Annotated in this window: 15 protein-coding genes and 1 pseudogene; 5 read left to right on the top strand and 11 right to left on the bottom strand. The window is 62.7% G+C overall.

Translation table 11 applies throughout. The features are described from left to right. Positions 1-45: 45 nt before the first annotated feature. Positions 46-633, top strand: coding sequence for a LysE family translocator (locus NR126_RS01910; protein ID WP_027620849.1), 588 nt, complete (start codon positions 46-48; stop codon positions 631-633). 9 nt (positions 634-642) lie between these two features. Here the strand turns inward: NR126_RS01910 and NR126_RS01905 are convergent, their stop codons facing one another. From NR126_RS01905 to NR126_RS01890, 4 genes are all read right to left on the bottom strand, one after another. Continuing rightward, entirely contained in the window at positions 643-1,482 is an 840-nt protein-coding gene (locus NR126_RS01905; RefSeq protein ID WP_256829557.1) for an AraC family transcriptional regulator, read from the bottom strand. Between the two features lie 124 nt (positions 1,483-1,606). Then, entirely contained in the window at positions 1,607-4,090 is a 2,484-nt protein-coding gene (locus tag NR126_RS01900) for a TonB-dependent siderophore receptor (RefSeq protein ID WP_027620851.1), read from the bottom strand. Between the two features lie 114 nt (positions 4,091-4,204). After that, positions 4,205-5,191: a FecR domain-containing protein gene (locus NR126_RS01895; protein ID WP_105755234.1), complete on the bottom strand. Its 987-nt coding sequence runs from the start codon at positions 5,189-5,191 to the stop codon at positions 4,205-4,207. Between the two features lie 6 nt (positions 5,192-5,197). Beyond that, entirely contained in the window at positions 5,198-5,722 is a 525-nt protein-coding gene (locus NR126_RS01890; protein WP_256829556.1) for a sigma-70 family RNA polymerase sigma factor, read from the bottom strand. Between the two features lie 248 nt (positions 5,723-5,970). On the opposite strand from NR126_RS01890, the gene NR126_RS01885 reads away from it, so the two are divergent. Genes NR126_RS01885 through NR126_RS01875 form a run of 3 tightly spaced genes read left to right on the top strand, consistent with a single transcriptional unit; the run spans position 5,971 to position 9,183 of the window. Continuing rightward, the gene (locus NR126_RS01885) at positions 5,971-6,432 is read left to right on the top strand and encodes a (2Fe-2S)-binding protein (protein WP_027620854.1); all 462 of its coding nucleotides are present in this window, start codon (positions 5,971-5,973) and stop codon (positions 6,430-6,432) included. Positions 6,433-6,434: 2 nt separating this feature from the next. Then, positions 6,435-8,603, top strand: coding sequence for a xanthine dehydrogenase family protein molybdopterin-binding subunit (locus NR126_RS01880; RefSeq protein WP_256829554.1), 2,169 nt, complete (start codon positions 6,435-6,437; stop codon positions 8,601-8,603). Between the two features lies 1 nt (position 8,604). After that, positions 8,605-9,183, top strand: a complete 579-nt coding sequence (locus NR126_RS01875; RefSeq protein WP_256829553.1) for a hypothetical protein — start codon at positions 8,605-8,607, stop codon at positions 9,181-9,183. Positions 9,184-9,261: 78 nt separating this feature from the next. Here the strand turns inward: NR126_RS01875 and NR126_RS01870 are convergent, their stop codons facing one another. The 6 genes and pseudogenes from NR126_RS01870 to NR126_RS01845 form a co-directional block, all read right to left on the bottom strand. Then, a complete protein-coding gene (locus tag NR126_RS01870) occupies positions 9,262-11,214 on the bottom strand; it encodes a DNA topoisomerase III (RefSeq protein ID WP_256829552.1) in 1,953 nt (650 codons plus the stop codon). Between the two features lie 66 nt (positions 11,215-11,280). Continuing rightward, the gene (locus NR126_RS01865) at positions 11,281-11,553 is read right to left on the bottom strand and encodes a hypothetical protein (protein ID WP_027620858.1); all 273 of its coding nucleotides are present in this window, start codon (positions 11,551-11,553) and stop codon (positions 11,281-11,283) included. Between the two features lie 81 nt (positions 11,554-11,634). Further along, positions 11,635-14,349 (bottom strand): magnesium-translocating P-type ATPase, encoded by a 2,715-nt coding sequence (gene mgtA / locus NR126_RS01860; RefSeq protein WP_027620859.1) that lies wholly within the window; start codon positions 14,347-14,349, stop codon positions 11,635-11,637. 276 nt (positions 14,350-14,625) lie between these two features. Continuing rightward, positions 14,626-14,904 (bottom strand): hypothetical protein, encoded by a 279-nt coding sequence (locus NR126_RS01855; protein WP_081786423.1) that lies wholly within the window; start codon positions 14,902-14,904, stop codon positions 14,626-14,628. Positions 14,905-15,394: 490 nt separating this feature from the next. After that, positions 15,395-17,017, bottom strand: coding sequence for an MFS transporter (locus tag NR126_RS01850; protein ID WP_027620861.1), 1,623 nt, complete (start codon positions 17,015-17,017; stop codon positions 15,395-15,397). 181 nt (positions 17,018-17,198) lie between these two features. After that, positions 17,199-18,794 (bottom strand): annotated as a pseudogene (locus tag NR126_RS01845) (GMC family oxidoreductase); the annotation flags it as partial. A gap of 133 nt (positions 18,795-18,927) precedes the next feature. Between NR126_RS01845 and NR126_RS01840 the strand changes: the two are divergent. After that, entirely contained in the window at positions 18,928-19,821 is an 894-nt protein-coding gene (locus NR126_RS01840; protein WP_256829551.1) for a LysR family transcriptional regulator, read from the top strand. Here NR126_RS01840 and NR126_RS01835 read toward each other — a convergent pair. Continuing rightward, the gene (locus NR126_RS01835) at positions 19,818-20,918 is read right to left on the bottom strand and encodes a DNA alkylation repair protein (RefSeq protein ID WP_256829550.1); all 1,101 of its coding nucleotides are present in this window, start codon (positions 20,916-20,918) and stop codon (positions 19,818-19,820) included. The two genes, NR126_RS01840 and NR126_RS01835, sit on opposite strands and share 4 nt — an antisense overlap. Between the last annotated feature and the right edge of the window lie 8 nt (positions 20,919-20,926).

Genomic DNA, 20,926 nt, shown 5'->3' with positions numbered 1-20,926 from the left:
CCCTACCTTGAGCGCCGGGATGTCCCCAAGTGTCTGGAGTACGCAATGAACCTGATGATTTCCATGGCCGCCTTTGCTTTGGTCGCTTCGATTACCCCGGGGCCGGTGAACATCGTCGCCCTCGGTTCGGGGGCGCAATACGGCTTTCGTGCCAGTCAGCGGCACGTCGCGGGGGCGACCCTGGGCTTTGTGCTGTTACTGGTGTTGATGGGGCTGGGACTGCATGAGTTGCTGCAAGCCTGGCCGGTGCTGACCCGTGTCGTGCAGTGGGCCGGGGTGGCGTTTCTTTTATTCATGGCCTGGAAGCTGGCCGCTGATGACGGTCGACTGGGCGGCGCCAATGAGGGCAAGGCGCCGAGTTTTTTGTATGGCGCCTTGATGCAGTGGCTCAATCCGAAAGCCTGGCTGGCCTGTGTCGCCGGAATGGGGGCCTTCGTCGCGGACGGCGAGGCACGGCTGGTCTGGCAGTTTGCGGCGATCTACCTGGTGATCTGCTACCTGTCGGTGGCGTGCTGGGCCTATGCCGGCACGTTCCTGCAGCACTACCTGAGCAACGCCGCCGGCATGCGCCTGTTCAATCGCCTGATGGCCGCCTTGCTGGCAGCGAGCGCCGGTTATCTGCTGTTGCCCTGAGGCCGCAACTCAGCCGCGATACTGCCCGGGTGTCGCCGCCAGGTGCTGCTTGAACGCCCGTTGGAAATGCGCCTGGTCGGCAAACCCGGCCTCCAGCGCGACGTCGGCAATCAGCCGACCCTGGCGCAGTTGCTGGCGGGCGAACTGAATGCGCCGATTGACCAGATAGGCGTGGGGCGTCATGCCGTAGCGCAGCTTGAAGGCACGGATCAGGTATGAGGCCGAGAGCCGCGCCGCCGCACAGATGTCCTCGAGTTTCAGCGCCTGGGTGCAGTGCTCCCGGATGTATTCGGCGGCCCGCTCCAGCTTGAAGTTGGGCTCGGCGACCTCGACCTCGACTTCGGCCGGATTGAGGCGGATCTGCACGTCGCTGAAAAAGGCCACCGCTGTGCTGTATTTGTGCAGGGTGCTGGCCTGTTCATCCACCAGCACCTCGTACAACTGATTGAGGCCTTTGAACAGCTCGATATCGGTGCTGTGGGTGCTACTGAAGGGGCGAAAATCCAGGTCAGCGGCAAAACCCAGTTGGTGCTGCAGATCGATCAGCCACGGCGTCTCGACATACAGCATGCGATAGGACCAGGGTTGATCGTCGATCGGATTGCAGGCGTGCACGTCGCCCGGATTCATCAGCACCACGGTGCCGGCAGACACTTCGAAGGACGACTGCTCGTGCAGATAGGTACTGCGCCCGGCGGTGATGGCACCGATGGAAAAATGCTCGTGGGAGTGGCGTGAGTAGCAGACTTCGCGACCATCGGCGATGGCCCGGGCCTCGATGAAAGGCAGGGCGTCGTCACGCCAGAAACGTGGGGCCTGATCGGCATTCCGGGGGCTGGCGTGGTTCATCGGTAGCGGTCCTTGAGCAGTGCAGAGGGGCAGTGTATGCGCTCTGGTGGCTAAAGGCTCGCGGCAACGCGCAGGAAAATCGCACGCCGCCCGGGGGAGTGGACGGCGTGCGGGTGTTACTGGTTTAGAAGTCCCACTTGGTGGTGAGCGTCAGGTTGCGTGGCTCGCCGTAGAAGGTGGTGTCGAAGTTGCCGAGGCCCGACAGGTACTTCTTGTCGAAGACGTTGTTGGCATTGGCGGTGAAGCTCAGGTGCTCGTTGAACTGATAGCGGGTCATCAGGTCGACCAGGGTGAAGCCGCCTTGCTTGATCCGCGTGTAGTCGCCCACGGTGGGGCTGTAGATGTTGCCATAGAACGCGCTCTGCCAGCTGACGCCGCCACCGACGGTGACCTTGTCCAGCGCGCCCGGCAGGCGGTAGGTGGTGAAGGTGCGGATCACGTGTTCCGGTTTCGAGGTGGTCAGCGGGTAGCCGAAGATCCGCTGCTCATCCTGGTCGCGGGTGCGGGCATAGGTGTAGCCGGCCATCAGGTTCCAGCCGTCCTGCAGTTCTCCGGCCAGTTCCAGTTCGATGCCCTGGGTGGTCGCGCCATCGATGGCCTTGTAGATGCCTTCGTTGGTCACCGGATTGGTGCCGACCGACTCGGCAACGTTGTCCTGCTCGATGCGGAACAGCGCCAGGCTGGCGTTCAAGCGGCCATCAAGGTAAGCAGCCTTGAGGCCGGTTTCGTAGCTGTCACCCTCGACCGGCGCCAAGGTCTTGCCGTCGATGTCCTTGTAGGTCTGCGGCTGGTAGATCGAGGTGTAGCTGGCGTAGACCGAGTAGGTATCGTCCAGGTCATAGACCACCCCGGCGTACGGCGTGACCACCCCGTGTTCCTTGTAGCTGGCGTGGGTCGGATCGAGGCCGGCGCCCGAGTAGTAGCTGTAGTCTTCGTTGTATTTGAAGGTACTGACGCGACCGCCGAGGATGAACGACAGGTCATCGGTAGGGCGCAGGCGCGTAGCCAGGTACACACCGTTCTGGCTCTGGGTGCGCTCGTACTTGCCGTTTTTCGGGAAGTTCTGATACGGCAGGTCGCCGTCCCAGTCGTAGATGCTCCCCGGCACCTGGGCGAAGGCGCTGGTGTCGTAGGTGGCGCCGGTCTGGCGCGAGTGCGAGGTCATCACGCCGGCCACCAGGTCATGCTCGCGACCGCCGAGGCTAAAGGGGCCCGAGACGTTCACGTCCGCGGTGTTCTGCACCCGATGACCTTCCCAGCGGCCCCAATACAGGAACATCCCTTCGCCGGTGGCGCGGTCCGGGTTGCCACCGCTGGCGGAGGCCAGGCGGGTGTCGTGGTCGGTGGTTTTCTGGTCGAGGCTGACCTTGAGTTTCCAGTCGTTGGCCAGTGCCTGCTCCAGGGAGGTGAAGTAGGTGATGTCGTCGAAGTCGCGACGGCTCCAGTCGGCGCCCGGGTTGAAATGCCGCGAGAAGTCGGTGCGCCCGCCGTCGGCGAAATAGGTCGGGTTGCCGGTCCAGGAGGTGCCGCGCGGTGTGACGCTGGACTTGTCGATGCCGAAGGTCAGCATTGTGTCGGGCGTCAGGTCGGCTTCGAGGATGCCATAGAACAGGTCTTTCTTCTGGCTGTAATGGTCCAGGTAGGAATTCTTGTCCTGATAGGCGCCGACAAAGCGCCCGCGCACGCTGCCGCTGTCGTTCAACGAACCGGAGATATCGCCTTCGGTGCGGTAGGCATCCCAGGAACCGACGGTGCCGCTGACCGAAGCCTTGAATTCCTTGGTCGGCTTTTTGCGCACCAGGTTGACCGTGGCGGACGGGTCGCCGGAACCGGTCATCAGGCCGGTGGCGCCCTTGATCACTTCGACGCGATCGAGGGTCGCAGCGTCGACGTTGGTCGCCGCTTCGCCGTAGACCCCGTCGTACGGACGGTTGATGCCGTCGTACTGGTAGTTGGTGATGGCGAAGCCGCGCGAGGAAAACTCCATGCGGTCGCTGTCATAGGCCTGCTGGGTGATACCCGGGGTATTGCGCAGCAGATCGCCGACGTCCTGGGCGCCGCGGTCGTCCATTTGCTGACGGGTAATCACGGTGACCGATTGCGGCGTCTCGCGCAGCGACAGCGGCAGGCCGGTGGCCGACGAGGTCGAGCCGGTGGTGTAGGAGTGGGTGTCTTCGGTGGTCGCGCCGAGGGCCTGGCTGCCAGAGATAGTCGTGGCGCCCAGCTCCAGGGTGCCGTCGCCCTTGGGCGCCGGTTGCAGGATGTAGCCGCCGTTGTCCAGCGCCTGCGCCTGCAGGCCGCTGCCCTGTAGCAAGCGTTGCAGGGCTTCCTGGGCAGTGAAGTTGCCGTTCAGCCCGGCACTGCGTTTGCCGCTGGCCAGGTCGTTGTGCCCGGCGAGAAACACACCGCTTTGTTCGGCAAAGCTGTTCAGCGCCGTCACCAGCGAGCCGGCCGCGATGGCGTACTGGTGCTTGCTGCTGGACTGTTCGCTGGCAGGGGTGTCAGCGGCGTGGGCGGCTGCCGGGGCGAGGCTCAGCAGAGCGGCCGGCAAGGCCAGGGCCAGGGGGCGCAAGGCAAATCGAAAACGGGCGGCGACGTGGTGCGGCATGGAGGTCCCTTTGGATCAAGTCGTTCGGCAATTGAAGTGCTTCTGTGGGGTTAACCGAACGAACGACGGAAAAGGGAACCACCTGCGGAAAAATAATGTGGTCAGGCTCGATGTTCAGCTTTTGGCACCGACATTGACCCACCACGGCAGCGGTGTTTCAACGCGGATCGGCAGCGCTGCCGCCAGCAGTCGCAGGGCCTGGTCAGTGTCCTTGAGGGGGAAGGAACCCATCACCGGCATTTGCGCCACGGCCGGGTCGCAGCCAAGGTGGCCATGGCGGTGGCGACCGAGTTCTTCGAGCAATTGCCCCAGGGGCAGGTTGTCCGCCAGCAGCACGCCACGGCGCCAGGCTTCGCGGGCGGGGGAGACGGGTTGCAGCGGGCCGAAGGCGTTTTGCGCGAAACTCAACTGCTGGCCAGCGTTTGCCACCTGCACCTGATCGTTGGCCAAACGCACTTCAACGGCACCGGCAAACACACTGAGCAAGGTTTGCCCGTGGCTTTCGCGGACGCCGAAGCGGGTGCCCAGGGCGCGCAGACGGCCTTGTGGGGTGTCCAGCAGAAACGGCCGCAGCGAATCGCGGGCGGTGTCCACCAGCACTTCGCCGAGGCGCAGTTCGAGCAGTCGCTGATGGCTGTCGAAGCGCACATCCACCGCGCTCAGGGCGTTGAGCCAAAGGCGGCTGCCATCACTGAGCCGATTTTCGCGGACCTCGGCGGTGCCGGTGGAAAGGTCGGCGGTCCAGCGGTTCAGGGTGTCCGGCAGCGGCGTCTGGCGCCACGCGCTCCAGCCCAGCAGGCTACCGCCGCTGAGTACCAGCAACGACTTCAGGGTCTGGCGCCGTGACACGCGGCTGCGCCCACCACCGCGCAAAGCCATGCTCGCCGCCTGTGATTCGCCGTCGCCGTGCAGCGGTGCGAAGCGCTCGCCGACCCGTTGCACATAGCGCCAAGCGTCCTGATGTTCGCCACTCTGGTCCAGCCAGGCTTGCCAACGCAGGCGCTCCTGTTCGCCGACCTGCTGGTCGTGCAACTGCACGTACCAATGGGCCGCCTGTTGCAGGCTGGCGTGACTGAGTTTGTTCAAGGCGGCGGCAGGCATGGGCGCTTACTCGATCAGCAGGCCGTCGAGTTCGGCCTCGAGCAGGGCGCAGTGCAGCAGGGCCTGGGCCAGGTATTTCTTGATCATCCGTTCGGACACGCCGATTTCCACGGCGATGTCCTTGTAGGGCATGCCATGCAGTTGCGCGAGGATGAACGCATCGCTGACCCGTTGCGGCAGGCGCTGCAGCATCGCGTCCACTTCGTGCAGGGTCTCGACAATGATCGCCCGTTGCTCGGGGGAGGGCTGCAGGGCCTGGGGTTGTTGGCTCAGGGCCTGCAACCAGGCCTGTTCCAGTTGCCGCCGGCGCCAGTGATCGATGCACAGGCCACGGGCAATGGTCGCCAGATAGGAACGGGCGTGCACTTCACAGTCGAACTGCTGTGGACGCTTGAGCACACGAATAAAGGTGTCATGGGCCAGGTCGGCCGCATCGAAGGCATTGCTCAGGCGACGACGCAACAATTCATACAGCCAGCGATGGTGGCTGGTGTAGAGGTGCTGCACGGGTGAGGTTTCGACGACCATCATAAAGAGCGCATGTCCATACGGCTGGGGCGGTGCAAATGGGAATTGGTCGCGATTAAAGCAAATGGCCGCTATTGGTGCAAATGATATTGGTTTGCTTTTAGGTGGTCGGCTGCAATACGGCTGGCTTGACCGGTGGTCGCGCCACCCCGGATGTGGGGGGAAAGTGCGCTTGACTCAACACACCAGACGAAGCGCGCGTAGGCCCTTGGCCACAGCGTCGCTCACCCGTGACCCTGCAGGAGATTGCTGTGCTGACCTTCAATATCAATGGCAACGATCAACCCCTGGATGTCCCCGGCGACATGCCGTTGTTGTGGGTACTGCGCGACGTTGCGCAACTGACCGGGACCAAGTTCGGCTGCGGCATGGCGCAATGTGGTGCCTGCACCGTGCATGTCGATGGCCGGCCGTTGCGCTCGTGTATCACCCCGGCCGCTGCGGTGGCCAGCGGACAGAAAATCCGCACCATCGAAGGCCTGTCCAGCGACGGCTCGCACCCGGTGCAGCGCGCCTGGGCCGAACTCGACGTGGTGCAGTGCGGCTACTGCCAGTCCGGGCAGATCATGGCCACGGTGGCCCTGCTGGAGAAAATTCCCTCGCCCAGCGACAGCGATATCGATCAGGCGCTGTCGGGCAATATCTGTCGCTGCGGCACCTACGTGCGGATTCGCGCGGCCGTGAAACGCGCCGCGCAGTTGCGGGAGGCCTGATCATGAAGGACCCCATCGACAGCTCAAGGCGCGCCTTTGTCAAAGGCGGTGCAGTGCTCGGCGCCGGCCTGGTGGTGGCGTTTGTCATCCCCGGCGGCAATCGATTTGCCCGGGCGGCCAGCACGGCGGACGGCATCTTCGCCCCCAACGCCTTTCTGCGCATTGCCCCTGACAGTAGTGTGACCATCCTGCTGGGGCACTCGGAAATGGGCCAGGGCATCTGGACCGGCCTGAGCATGCTGGTGGCCGAGGAATTGGATGCCGACTGGGCCAGTATTCGCGTCGAGCATGGCCCCGCGTCGGCGGCGGATTACGGCTTGCCGGGGTTTGGTGGGATGCAGATCACCGGTGGCTCGACCTCGACCTGGATGGAGTTCGATCGCTATCGCCTGGCCGGTGCCGCCGCACGGCTGATGTTGATCGAGGCGGCGGCCAAGCGCTTCAATGTCGCGCCGTCGCAAATCCGTACCGAGCCTGGTGTGGTGATTGCCGGCGAACAACGTGCCACCTACGGCGAGTTGGCCAACGATGCCGGGCAACTGCCTATGCCGGATGCGGCGACAATCACCCTCAAGCAGCCCAAGGACTGGACCCTGATCGGCAAGCCGACCCCACGCCTCGACACCCCGGAGAAAATCACCGGCCAGGCGCGCTTCGGCATCGATGTGCAATTCGACGGCTTGCTCACGGCCATGGTCGCCCGGCCGCCGATGTTCGGTGGCAGCGTCGCTTCGTTCGACGCCCAGCCCGCGCTGGCGATCCCTGGAGTGCGCAAGGTGCTGCAGGTCCCGACGGGTGTGGCCGTGGTGGCAGACCATTACTGGGCGGCCAAACTGGGCCGTGACGCGCTGAAAATCGACTGGAATCCCGGACCCAACGCCGGGCTCGACAGCGTCAGCTTGCTCCAGCGTTTCCGCCAGTTGGCGACCACTCCCGGTACGCCGGCGCGCCAGGCTGGTGATGTCGACGCCGGATTGGCCAAGGCGAGCAAAACCATCGACGTCGAGTACAGCGTGCCGTACCTGGCCCACGCGCCGATGGAACCGCTCAATTGCACGGTGAAAATCAGCGCCGAGCAGTGCGAGATCTGGACCGGCACCCAGTTCCAGACCCTCGATCAGATGGTCGCGGCGAAGATCACCGGGCTCAAGCCCGAGCAAGTGGTGATCCACACCGAGTTCCTCGGTGGTGGCTTCGGTCGCCGCGCCAATCCCACCTCGGACTTTGTCAGCGAGGCGGTACAGGTGGCCCACGCCGCTGGCGCTGCGGTGAAGACCATGTGGGCACGCGAGGACGACATTCGCGGCGGCTATTACCGTTCGGCCTTCCTCCATCATGCGCGGATTGGCCTCGGTGACGATGGCATGCCGGTGGCCTGGAAGCAGGTGATGGTCGGCCAGTCGATCATGGCCGGTACCTCGCTGGCGGCGACCATGGTCAAGGATGGCATCGACAAAACCTCGGTCGAGGGCGTGGTGGACAGTCCGTACCTGACGGGTCTGGCCGATCACCAGGTGCAACTGCATTCACCGCAGACCGGCATCAGCGTGCTGTGGCTGCGCTCGGTGGGGCACAGTCATACGGCTTTTGTCATGGAATCGTTGGTCGATGAATTGGCTGCAGCCGCTGGCAAGGATCCGGTGGAGTATCGCCGAACTCTGCTCAAGGCCCAGCCACGGCATCTCGGAGTGCTGAACCTGGCGGTGGAAAAGGCCAACTGGAAAGCGCCGTTACCGGCTGGGCATGCGTTGGGGGTGGCCGTGCATGAGTCTTTTGGCAGCTACGTGGCCCAGGTCAGCGAAGTGTCCCAGGACAACCTGAAGATTCGCGTGCACCGGGTGGTCTGCGCGGTGGATTGCGGGATTGCGGTGAACCCGCTGAGCATCGTTGCGCAGATGGAGTCGTGCATCACCTTCGGCCTCGGCTTCACCCTGCACAGCAAGTTGACGATCAAGGAGGGGCAGGTCGAGCAGTCCAACTACCACGACTATCAGGTGCTGCGGCTCAACGAGATGCCGCGGGTCGAAGTGCACATCCTGCCCAGCAGTGAAAAGCCCGGCGGGATTGGCGAGGCCGGTGTGCCGCCGACCGCGCCGGCCGTCGCCAATGCGGTCTATGCCCTGACCGGGCAGCGCCTGCGCGAGTTGCCGCTGCAATTGGAAGGAGTCTGAGATGAGCCGTCATCTGGTGTTGGGCACCTTGTTGTTGCTGGGGGTAGGCGGTTATCACTCTGAGCTGTTCGCTCAAGACCAGGCGGCGCTGGACGCCTTTGCCACGGTGCAGAAAGTGTTTCAGAGCCCGCGTTGTCAGAACTGTCATATTCCCGGTGATGCGCCCTTGCAGTTCGACGCCGGGCTGCCCCATGGAATGAACGTGGTTCGTGGTCCGGACGGCAAGGGGGCGGTTGGTTTGCCGTGCGCCAGTTGTCATGCGCAGAGCAATCCGCCGGCCAGCTACGGTCCCCATGCGCCTCCGGGAGCACCGCACTGGAGCCTGCCGCCGCCCGCGCACAAGATGGCCTGGATCGGGTTACCGGCCGATCAGTTGTGCCAAATGATCAAGGACCGGACGAGCAACGGCGACCGCGACTTCGCCGCGCTGATCAAGCACATCAGCGACGACAAACTGGTGCTCTGGGGGTGGAATCCGGGCGGCGATCGTGCGCCGGTGCCGGTGCCCCATGATGAGTTTGTCAGCCAGTTCAAGCGCTGGGCGGGGGCGGGTGGGCCTTGTCCGGTGGTGGGGGGGTAGGGCAGTCCCTCTGTAGGAGCCAGCTTGCTGGCGAAGAAGTTGATGCGGTGTGGCGGATGGCCTCACCGCTATCAGGCATCACTTAGCCGGTTTTGCCGCCCTGGGCTTGCCCTTGGCCGTCGGTGCCGCCTTGCCCCTGGTTGTTTTGCGTTTTTTCTTCCACGGCGTCGCACCTTTACCCGCTGGGCTCGCCGGCCCGCTGATGGTCAGGCGCAGACCGCTGCAGCGGCCGACCTGTTTGCTCATCCACGCCGCCTGTTTGGCGACGAATTCTTCCAGGCTCATTTCTCCGCTTTGCACCATGTCCAGTGCCTGCTCCCAGATCGCCGTGGTGCCAGGGTCGGCGATGGCCCGGGGTACGGCGTCGATCAGGCTGAAGGCCGCCGGGGTGGCAGCCAGGGCCTTGCCGTTCTTGATCAGGTAACCGCGATCAATCAAACCCTGGATGATCCCGGCACGGGTAGCCTCGGTGCCGATCCCGGTGGTGTCCTTGAGCTTCTGTTTGAGCAGCGGGTCTTGCACCAGTTTGGCGACGTTCTTCATCGCCTTGATCAGGTCACCCTCGGTGAAGGGTTTGGGTGGTTGGGTCCAGAGGTCCTTGAGGTTGACCCCGGCCACCGCATAGTCGCAGCCCTGGGTCAGCGGCGGCAGGTTTTGCGGGGCCGGGGCTTCGCGGCCCTTGGCCGGTGCCAGGGCTTCCGGCAAGGCGCGTTTCCAGCCCGGCTCCACCACTTGTTTACCCACGGCGCGCAAGGCCTGGCCGGCGCAGTCGAAGTCGGCCTGGGTGCGGTCGTATTCGTGGTTGGGCAGGAACTGCGCCAGATAGCGCGCGCGGATCAGGGTATAGACCGCACGATGCTTGCCGCTCAAACGCTCGAAGTTTTGCGCAGCGGCAGTGGGAATAATGCCGTGGTGGGCGCTGACCTTGGCGTCGTTCCAGGCTCGCGAGCGGCGTTGTGGTTCCAGGTGCTTGAGCAGGGGCGCGAGGCTCGGGTCAGCACGACCCAACGCATCGAGAATCGCGGGCGCTTCTGCGTGCTGGCTCAGCGGCAGGAAGCCGCAATCACTGCGCGGGTAGGTGATGACTTTGTAGGTTTCGTATAGCGCCTGGGCAACGTCGAGGGTTTCCTGAGCGCCAAGACCGAGTTTCTTCGAGCAGATCTCCTGCAGGGTGCCGAGGTCGAACGGCAACGGCGCCACTTCACGAACTCGCTCGGTGCGCAGTTTGACCAAACGTGCGCTGGCGGCGCTACGCATGGCCTCGGCAGCTTGCCGGGCGAGTTCCTGGTTCAGGCAGCGGTCATGTTCATCACAGACATCCGCTGCGGCCCGCCATTGCGCGGTGAACGGCGTGCCGTCGTGGAGCAGTTGCACATCGATCGCCCAGTACGGCACCGGCACGAAGTCGGCAATGCTGCGATCCCGGTCGACCACCAGGCGCAAGGTCGGGGTCTGCACCCGACCCACCGGCAATACCCCTTGATAACCGGACTGACGCCCGAGCAGGGTGAACAGACGACTCATGTTCATACCGATCAACCAGTCGGCCCGTGAGCGCCCCAGTGCCGAGTGATACAGGCTGAAGGTCTCGGCACCCGGCTTGAGCGCCGCCAGGGCCTTGCGGATTGACGCGTCGTCCAGCGCCGACAGCCACAGCCGCTGGATCGGCCCGCGATAGCGACAGTGTTCCACCAACTCGCGGGCAATCATTTCGCCCTCGCGGTCGGCGTCGGTGGCGATCACCAGCTCCTTGGCCTCGCCCAGCAGTCGCTTGACCGCCTTGAACTGGCTGGCGGTCTTGGGCTTGACCAGCATCTTCCATTGCTCGGGAATGATCGGCAGGTCTTCCAGCACCCAGCGTTTATAGCGCGCGTCGTAGGCATCCGGCGGCGCGGTTTCCAGCAGGTGGCCAATGCACCAGGTGACGGTGATCCCCGTGCCCAGCCAGCAACCGTCGCCACGCCGGCTGGCGCCGAGCACTGCGGCAATGTCCTTGGCCTGGGAGGGTTTTTCACACAGATACAGCCGCATAACCACCATCAGTCATAAGGGTCGGAAGGTGCACAGCATGCGCGGTCTGGCACTATCGATCAATGATTATCTGTATGAATGTACAGTGCCGGTGTTGCCGGTGATTGCAACGGCCTGGACCGGGGCAGCCGCATCGTCGCCGACATGTTGTTCCGCGCCCAGGTCATCCACCACGTAGGCATCGACCGCAGCATGGGCCCTGGAGATCAGTGTCAGGCAGCCGATGATGGTCAGGGTCAGTCCGGTGAACAGCAGGTTGCGCCGCAGACGGCGGCCATGGGTGGCGGGCAGGTCGCGGGTCAAGGCGTGCAGGTGGCGACTGAAATCGAACTTTGGCATATAGGGTCTTCCATGTTCTTCAGCGACGCAGCCACCACGCCCGAGCGTGGCGGCCTCGCATTGCAGGGTGGGCTCAGGCACTCAATACCATTGCTTGAAGCGGCGGATGTACAGGGTCTTCATCAGTTGCGCGACCACGCAGTAGCTGAGCAGGGTGCCCACCAGCCATGGAAAGTAGGTCCATGGCAGCGGCTCCAGGCCGACCAGGTTGCCCAGTGGCGAGAACGGGATGTAAATCCCCACGGCCATCACCAGGCCGGTCATCAGAATCACCGGCAAGGCTGCGGTGCTCTGGAAGAACGGGATCTTTTGGGTACGCAGCATGTGCACCACCAGGGTCTGCGACAGCAGCCCTTCGATAAACCAACCAGACTGGAACAGGGTCTGCATTTCCACGCTGTTGGCGGCAAACACGTACCACATCAGGGCAAAGGTGGTGATGTCGAAGATCGACGAGGTCGGGCCGATCCACAGCATGAAACGCCCGATGTTCTTCGCATCCCACTTGCGTGGTTTGCTCAGGTACTCCTTGTCCATCCGGTCCCACGGCAGGGCCAGTTGGGAGATGTCGTACATCAGGTTCTGCAGCAGCAGGTGGATCGCCAGCATCGGCAGGAACGGGATGAAGGCGCTGGCCACCAGTACCGAGAACACGTTGCCGAAGTTGGAACTGGCGGTCATGTTCAGGTACTTCATGATGTTGCCGAAGGTTTCGCGGCCTTTCAGCACGCCTTCTTCGAGCACCATCAGGCTCTTTTCCAGGAGGATGATGTCCGCCGATTCCTTAGCGATATCGGTGCCGCTGTCCACCGAGATACCCACGTCGGCATCGCGCAGGGCCGGGGCATCGTTGATCCCGTCGCCGAGGAAACCGACGGTGTGACCATTGGCTTGCAGTGCCTTGAGCACCCGCGACTTCTGCAGCGGGGTGAGTTTGGCGAACACGCTGCGTTCTTCGACCTCCTGGCGCAGCGTCTGCTCGTCCATGACCTCGATTTCCGGGCCCAGCAGGGGCGCGCCGGGCTCCAGGCCGACTTCACGGCAGATCTTGCTGGTGACCACGGCGTTGTCGCCGGTCAGCACCTTGACCTTGACTCCCATCTCACGCAGCGCGGCAATGGCCGGCCCGGCGGTTTCCTTCGGTGGATCAAGGAACGTCAGGAAGCCGCGGATGACCAGGTCATGCTCGTCGCTGGCGGTGTATTGCGCCTTGCTCTGGTTGCGTGGAATTTTGCGGGTGGCCACCAGCAACACGCGGAAGCCGTCTTCGTTGTATTGGCTGGCCAGGGTCAGCAGTTCGGCTCGGCGCTGCTCGTCGAGGGTCACGACCACGCCGTCCTCATAGATGTGGCTGGCAATGCCGAGCATCTCCTCGACCGCCCCCTTGCACACCAGCAAGTGGTCGTCGTGGCTGTCCTTGACGATGATCGACAAGCGCCGGCGGATGAAATCAAATGGCAACTCATCGACTTTGCTGTAGGCGAAGGGTTTCTTGAAGGTGCGGTTTTGCTCGGCAAACTGCACCACTGCCTGGTCCATCAGGTTTTTCATGCCGCTTTGGTGATAGCTGTTGAGCCAGGCCAGTTCGAGGACGCCCGCATCGCGCTTGCCGTCGACATCGATGTGATGTTCGAGAATGATTTTGTCCTGGGTCAGGGTGCCGGTCTTGTCGGTGCACAGCACATCCATCGAACCGAAGTTCTGGATCGCGTTCAGGCGTTTGACCACCACTTTGCGCTTGGCCATTGCTACCGCGCCTTTGGCCAGGTTGGCGCTGACGATCATCGGCAGCATTTCCGGGGTCAGGCCGACGGCTACCGCGAGGGCAAACATAAAGGCATCGCCCCAATCACCCTTGGTGAACCCGTTGATCAGCAGCACCACCGGCACCATCACCAGCATGAAGCGGATCAGCAACCAGCTGACGCTGTTGACCCCACGGTCGAAGGCGGTTTGCGTGCGTGAGCCGACGATCGCCTTGGCCAGCGAACCGAAGTAGGTCCGTGGGCCGGTGGCGACGACCACGGCACGCGCGGTGCCGCTGACCACGTTGGTGCCCATGAAGCAGATGTTGGAGAGGTCGAGCAGGTTCGACTGGTCGGCCGCCGCCGTGGACGCGGATTTCTGCGCGACATTGCCCAGGGTGTCGTACTTCTCAATCGGCAGCGCTTCGCCGGTGAGCACCGCCTGGCTGATGAACAGGTCGCGGGACTCGATCAGGCGAATATCGGCCGGGATCATGTCACCGGCGGACAGTTGCACGATGTCGCCGGCTACCAGTTCGCGCATCGGCACTTCGCGCAGGGTCGGGGTGCTGCCCGGTTGCTCGCGGCGCAGTACGGTGGCGGTAGTTCGAACCATGGTCTTCAGGGCTTCGGCGGATTTGCCGGAGCGGTATTCCTGCCAGAAACGCATCAGGCCGCTGGCCAGGACCATGACCAGCACAATGATCACGCCGGTGAGGTCGGTTTCTTCGCCTTTTTGCAGGGGCAACCAGAAGTCGGTGACGAAGCTGATCAGGGTCAGGGTCATCAGCACATAGATGAACGGGTTGTTGAAGGCTTTGAGTACCTGCACCAGGGCGTGCGGCGGCTTGTCATGCGCCACCTCGTTGGCGCCCTCGCGCAGCAGGCGACCTTCGGCATCGAGTTCGGTCAGGCCGTCGGTGGTGGCCTGGACGTTGGCCAGGGTTGCAGCCAGGCCATTGCGGGCTTCACGGGCAGCGCGCATCGACAGTTTGTGCTCGTCGGTGCTGGCGTCCCGCAGTGGTTTTTGGCGGTTTTTTACAGTGCTCATGCTGTGTGCTCCTGCCGCAGGCTTGCGGCACGACACAGCGACCACTCAGCTATTTAAAGGCGAGCGAAAGCATGTCGAAGCGCAAACCGACGATCGATAACGGAAGTTGTTGTTTTTTGGCGTTTAACGTTCGCTGCAACTCCACGGCAACAGGAGATGCAGCGAACCGTCTACTTGGGTCATCCATAGTGTTTCTCGCTTTTTACAGGCAATAAAAAGTTGTCGAATCCCTTAATAAGGAAAACGCTGGTTGAAATATTGAATATAACTTTCAGATCAACTGAAAGTGCGCGCCCCACGGCCCAGGCCCGGCGGTTGCAACAGGCGCGCGAAGTAGCGACTCGGGGGCTCAAGGCTGGCGGCATAGCCCCAGCGTTGCTGGCGTTGCCCGCTGACCGGGCAGACACGCCAATGGCCACGCAGACGAGGCTGCAGGCGCAAAGGAGAAGGGGGGCACAGTGGGCGCGCGATAAGCGTAGGCTCGCGGCATGGCTTGATCCGCAGCGCCTTGATAAAAGCGCGGGAACCAGGGATGAGTGTGCTGATAAGGTTCATGACATGCCTCGCGACCGGACAGACACCGGCGCGGCATGCCACGTTGGAGCTCAGGCTCTAGCGCAGCTTGCCTGACCGGGGCTGTCGAGTCCCGTCAGTTGCATTGTTGAATGCCCGGCCTTGCACATTGGCAATAGCCGGGCAGCGTCTAGATACTGTGTCCATTGAATTCTTTGTTGAGTTGAAAAAAGGTTGGGCTGGCCAACCCGCGCAATGTACTCAGGCGAGTTTGCCGAGTCAAACCATTAATGGGCTTTGTTTGGCTTTTAGACAGGTAACAACAGATTTCTGAAAGTTGTTCCGTACATATGACTGATATATGACGGATATATGACAGTGGTGGAGGTTAATTGTAAGAGCGAGCCTGCTCGCGGCGAACGTCAATGATAACGCGCGCAACCTGAAAGCCCACGGCGGTCTCAGGTCTTTCGCGAGCAGACGGATCGCCGCCCGGCTGCTCCTACAGTTCAGGCAACCTCAGTCAACGCGATCAGTTTTTCTCCAGATCGACATCCTTGGTTTCACGCAGGCACAACATGCCCACCACCAGGCTCACTGCCGTAATCAGCACCGGGTACCACAGGCCGTAGAAGATATCGCCGGTGTACACCACCAGGGCAAAGGACACGGTGGGCAGGAAGCCGCCGAACCAGCCGTTGCCGATGTGGTAAGGCAGGGACATTGAGGTGTAGCGGATGCGCGTCGGGAACAGTTCGACCATCAGCGCCGCCAGCGGGCCGTAGCACATGGCGGAAATGATGATCAGGGCGACGATCAGGGCGACGATCATTCCTTTGTTCACTTGCTGGGCGTCAGCCGCCTGCGGGTAGCCGGCCAGGGTTACCGCACCGCGCAAGGCGGCTTCGTCGTAGCCATCGATTTTGATCTCGCCGATGCTCACTTGCACGCCGCTGCCAGCTGGCGCGGCAACGCTGCTGTAAGGCAGGCCCTGCTTGACCAGGAAGGTCTTGACCTTGTCGCAAGGGCTATCGAAGCGCGCCTTGCCCACCGGGTCGAACTGGAAGGTGCAGGTGGCCGGATCGGCCAGTACGGTGATTGGCGCCTGTTGGCTGGCCCGGTCGATGGCCGGGTTGGCGTAGTGGGCCAGGGATTTGAAGATCGGGAAGTACAGCACGGTGGCCAGCAGCAGGCCGAGCATCAGGATCGGCTTGCGCCCGACCCGGTCGGACAGCCAGCCGAAGAAGATGAAAAATGGCGCGCCGATCACCACGCTGATAATCAGCAAGGTATTGGCAAGTGCCGGGTCCATCTTGAGGAACTGGGTCAGGAAAAACAGCACGTAGAACTGCGCCGCATAGAAGGTCACGGCTTGCCCGGCATTGATGCTGAACAGGGCAATCAGCACCACCTTGAGGTTCTGCCAGTTGCCGAACGACTCGCGGATCGGTGCCTTGCAGGACTTGCCTTCCTCTTTCATTTTCAGGAAGGCCGGCGACTCATGCAGGCTCAGGCGAATCCAGGTAGAAATGCCCAGCAGCACGATCGACAGCAGGAACGGGATGCGCCAGCCCCAGACTTCGAACTGGTCACCGGTGAAGTAACGGCAGCCGAGCACCACCAGCAATGACAGCAACAGCCCCAGGGTCGCGGTGGATTGAATCCAGCTGGTATGGAAACCGCGTTTGCCAATCGGTGCATGTTCGGCGACGTAGGTTGCGGCGCCGCCGTATTCGCCGCCCAGGGCCAAGCCCTGGAGCATGCGCAGCACCACCAGGATGATCGGTGCAGCGATGCCGATGCTGGCGTAGGTAGGGAGCAGACCGACGGCAAAGGTCGCCACGCCCATCAGGATGATGGTGGCGAGGAAGGTGTATTTACGCCCGATCATGTCGCCGAGGCGGCCGAACACCAGCGCGCCGAAGGGGCGCACGACAAAGCCGGCGGCGAACGCCATCAGCGCGAAAATGAAGGCCGTGGTGTCGTTGACCCCGGCAAAGAACTGCTTGCTGATCACCGCCGCGAGGGCGCCGTAGAGAAAGAAGTCATACCACTCAAACACCGTCCCCAGGGACGAGGCGAAGATGACTTTCTGGGTTTCCTTGCTGGTGCCGGTACTGAGCGTGCCGGCGACTGCTTGCGCTTGCTCTGACATATCGATCCCTCACAGTGTGTATTTATTGTTGTTTCACTGGTGTTGCGTGCTCTTTTTTTGTGGGAGCGAGCCTGCTCGCGAAGAACTCAAGGGCGCTGCGTTCCTTCAGAATGGCCGCGTTATCGTTGACGTTTTTCGCGAGCAGGCTCGCTCCTACAGAGGTGGTGGTTGCAGTCGATGTGGCGAGGATCAGTTGGGCAGCTTTTTCGGCGATCATCAGCGTCGGTGAGCAGGTGTTGCCCGAGGTGATGCGCGGCATGATCGAGGCGTCGGCGATGCGCAGGCCGGGAATCCCGTGCACTCGCAACTCGGCATCGACCACGGCATCGGCGTCCTGGCCCATGCGGCAGGTGCCCACTGGATGGAAGATAGTCGTGCCGATTCGTGCGGCGGCTTCGTGCAGTTGTTCCTCGGTCTGCAAGGCAGCGCCCGGCAGGTACTCCACCGGTTTGAACGGCTGTAGCGCGGGGGCGGCGACAATGCGCCGGGTCAGGCGGATGGCGTCGGCGGCGACACGCAGGTCCTCGGGATGGCTCAGGTAGTTGGGCTGGATCAGCGGCGCCTGCTGCGGGTCGGCCGAGCGGATGTCGATACGTCCACGGCTTTGCGGGCGCAGGTCGCAGACCGAGGCGGTGAACGCCGGGAAGGCATGCAAGGGCTCGCCAAAGCGCTCCAGGGACAGCGGTTGCACGTGGTATTCAAGGTTCGCCGATGTTTGTTCAGGGCCGGAGCGGGCAAAGGCGCCGAGTTGGCTGGGGGCCATCGACAGCGGACCGCTGCGGTTGTACAGGTAGCGCAAGCCCATGCCCATCTTGCCCCACAAACTGCCAGCGATCTGGTTCAGGGTGCGGGCATTTTCCAACTGGTAGATCAGCCGCAGTTGCAGGTGATCCTGCAGGTTGCCACCGACGCCGTTGAGTGGGTGTACGACATTGATCCCCAGGCGTTTGAGCAGGTCGACAGGGCCGATGCCGGAGCGCTGGAGAATCCCTGGCGAGCCGACGGAGCCAGCACTGAGAATGATTTCCCGGCGTGCGCTGAAGCTTTTCGACTGGCCCTGCCAGCGCGCAACCACCTTGCTCGCCCGGCCGTTTTCCAGCAGCACCCGGTCCACCTCGACCCCGGTCAGCACCGTCAGGTTGGGACGCTGGGCCGCCGGTTTGAGAAAGGCCTTGGCGGCATTCCAGCGCACCCCGGCTTTCTGGTTGACCTGGAAGTAGCCGCAGCCTTCATTGTCGCCCCGGTTGAAGTCGTCGATGCTGGCGATGCCGGTCTGTTCGGCGGCCGTGCGGAAAGCATCGAGGATCGGCCATGACAGGCGCTGGCGTTCGACTCGCCACTCGCCGCCGGCGCTGTGAAACTCCGAGTCACCGGCAAAATGGTTTTCGCTCTGGCGGAACAGTGGCAGTACCTCGTTCCAGCTCCAGCCCGGGTTGCCGTCAGCGGCCCAGCGATCATAGTCGCCGGCCTGGCCGCGCATGTAGATCATGCCGTTGATCGATGAGCTGCCACCGAGCACCTTGCCCCGAGGGTAGCTCAGGCTGCGGCCCTGCAGGCCGTCCTGCGCCTCGGTCTTGAAACACCAGTCGGTGCGCGGATTGCCGATGCAGAACAAGTAGCCGACCGGAATGTGAATCCACGGATAGTTATCGCGGCCACCGGCCTCGAGCAACAGGACCCGGTGCTGCGGGTTGGCGCTGAGCCGGTTGGCCAACAGGCAACCGGCGGGACCGGCGCCGACCACGATGTAATCGTATCCATCAACGGCAGGTTGCATCCCTGACCTCACTGCTTGTTGTTCTTATTGCGCTTGATCCTAGTTGTTAGCTTTCGACAAAAGAATGTTAGTTTTTACGCAGCCGCTGTGCGTTTATAAACAATCACCCTCAGACGTGACACAAGGACGGTCCATGTTCGACTGGAATGACTTACGGTTTTTTCTCGAATTGCAGCGCAGCGGGCGCCTGCTGACAGCGGCCAAGCGCCTGAAAACCACCCACGCCACGGTGGCACGGCACATCGAAGCGATCGAACAGAGCCTCGGTACCGCGTTGTTCGTCCAGCACGCCCAGGGTTACCAACTGACGCCGGCCGGCGAAGCCCTGCTTAAACACGCCGAGGCCATGGAAAACGTGGCCTTACAGGCCCAAGAGGAAATCACCCAGTCGAGCGCGCCCCTGGGCAAGATTCGCCTGGGGGTGACCGAAGGCCTGGGCATCATGTTCCTCGCCAGCCGTATGCAAGGACTGTTCGAACGTTACCCGGGGCTTGAGGTGGAGTTGGTGGCGGTGCCGCGCTTTGTCAGCATTCTCAACCGCGAAGCCGAGATCAGCATCCATCTGGAGCGCCCGGCGGCAGACATGCTGGTGACCCGCAAACTCACCGATTACCGTCTGGCGCTGTACGCCAGCCAGGACTATCTCGACCGTGCGCCGCCGCTGCGCAGTCGCGAAGACCTAGGCAAGCATGCCTGGATCGGTTATGTCGACGACCTGCTGTATAGCCAGGAATTGATGTTCCTCAACAGCTTCTGTCGTAACCCCCGGGTGGTGTTCCACAGCACCAGCGTGATCGCCCAACAACAGGCGGCACGCGCCGGCCTGGGCATCGCGGTGCTGCCGTGCTATCTGGCCAGCGGCGACCCGCAGTTGGTAGCGTTACTCCCTGCCGAGCGCATCCAGCGCAGTTACTGGATGAGTACCCGGCGCGAGTTGCACAAATCGGTACGCCTGCGCCTGCTCTGGGATTACGTCGTGCAACTGTGTGACTCGGAACAGGGCCTGTTGCTCGGGCCGGACCTTTAGTCGCGGATTTCGAAGGCGGTGCTCGCCAGTCGCTCACCATTGACCATGATGTGCACCGCATGGCTGCCGGCATAGTGCTTGCGGGTGGTCATGTCGCGAATCTGCTGGGCGCGGCTCAAAGTCTGGCGGGCGTGAGCGGGCAGGGCCAGGCCCTTGAGCTTGAACACCTTGGCCGAGGTCGCGCCGGAAGCCTTGACGTACTCGATGGCGTAATCCACCACCAGGCGCTGGTCCTGGTCGGCGGTGGATTGCAGTTCGAGCGACAGGGTGATGCCCTCGCCGAGGCTGATCACTGCTGGCTCGACCTTGAGCCTGTGAATCTTCACTTGCGGCTTGGCCCCGGCACCGATGACCGTCAGCGCCCGCAAATCACCCTGTTTGATCAGGCTGCGCAGGGCGTGTTTGGCGATCCAGGCGGTGCGTGGGTCTTCCAGTGACCAGCCTTCAATAACGTCGAGGGCCCAGGCCGGATGGTCCTTGGTGATGTCGTTGAGGTGGTTGGCCACCGATTTGCGCACGTACAGGCTGCTGTCGCGCTTGAGGTTGTCGAGAATCGACGCCGCCAGCGACGGATCAGCCTGCACCGCTTCGAGGCGAAACGACCAGGGCAGGCGTGGCCGGCTGCCTTCGCTGGCGAGGCGACGGACATGCTCGTTATCGTCCAGCGACCATTCATGCATTAGCGCCAAGCCGCGCTGCAAATCACTGCGCAGAAAATGCCGAACGGCAAACTCTGAAGAACCAAAACGGGTGAAATACTTCAGCGCCTCCATGGAGCGGGCGAAGTCATGGGCGCCGTAGGTTGCCACGTAGTCGGCGAGGAACATGCTGACGAAACCGCTGTTGAGTCGTGGAGCCAGCGCCTCGAGCACCTCCAGGGCCTGCTCGTAGTCCAGGCCCAGCACGGCATGCAGGCACTCGCTGGTGCGCGCCATGCGCTGCATCACCGAACGTTGCGCCAGACCGTCGTTGGCCATGTCGAGGAACGCTTTACAATCGAAACGCGGATACACGGCGCGCACTTCGTCGGCGATATGGGCGAAACGTTCGGCGTTGAAGATTTCCTTCAGTGCCGGTGCGGATTGGCTATCACTCATGTGGAGCT

It is taken from the genome of Pseudomonas sp. Pse1, assembly GCF_024519635.1.
Classification (GTDB): domain Bacteria; phylum Pseudomonadota; class Gammaproteobacteria; order Pseudomonadales; family Pseudomonadaceae; genus Aquipseudomonas.
Note: the sequence above shows the minus strand (reverse complement) of the source record. Positions and strands in the feature narration are given on the sequence as shown.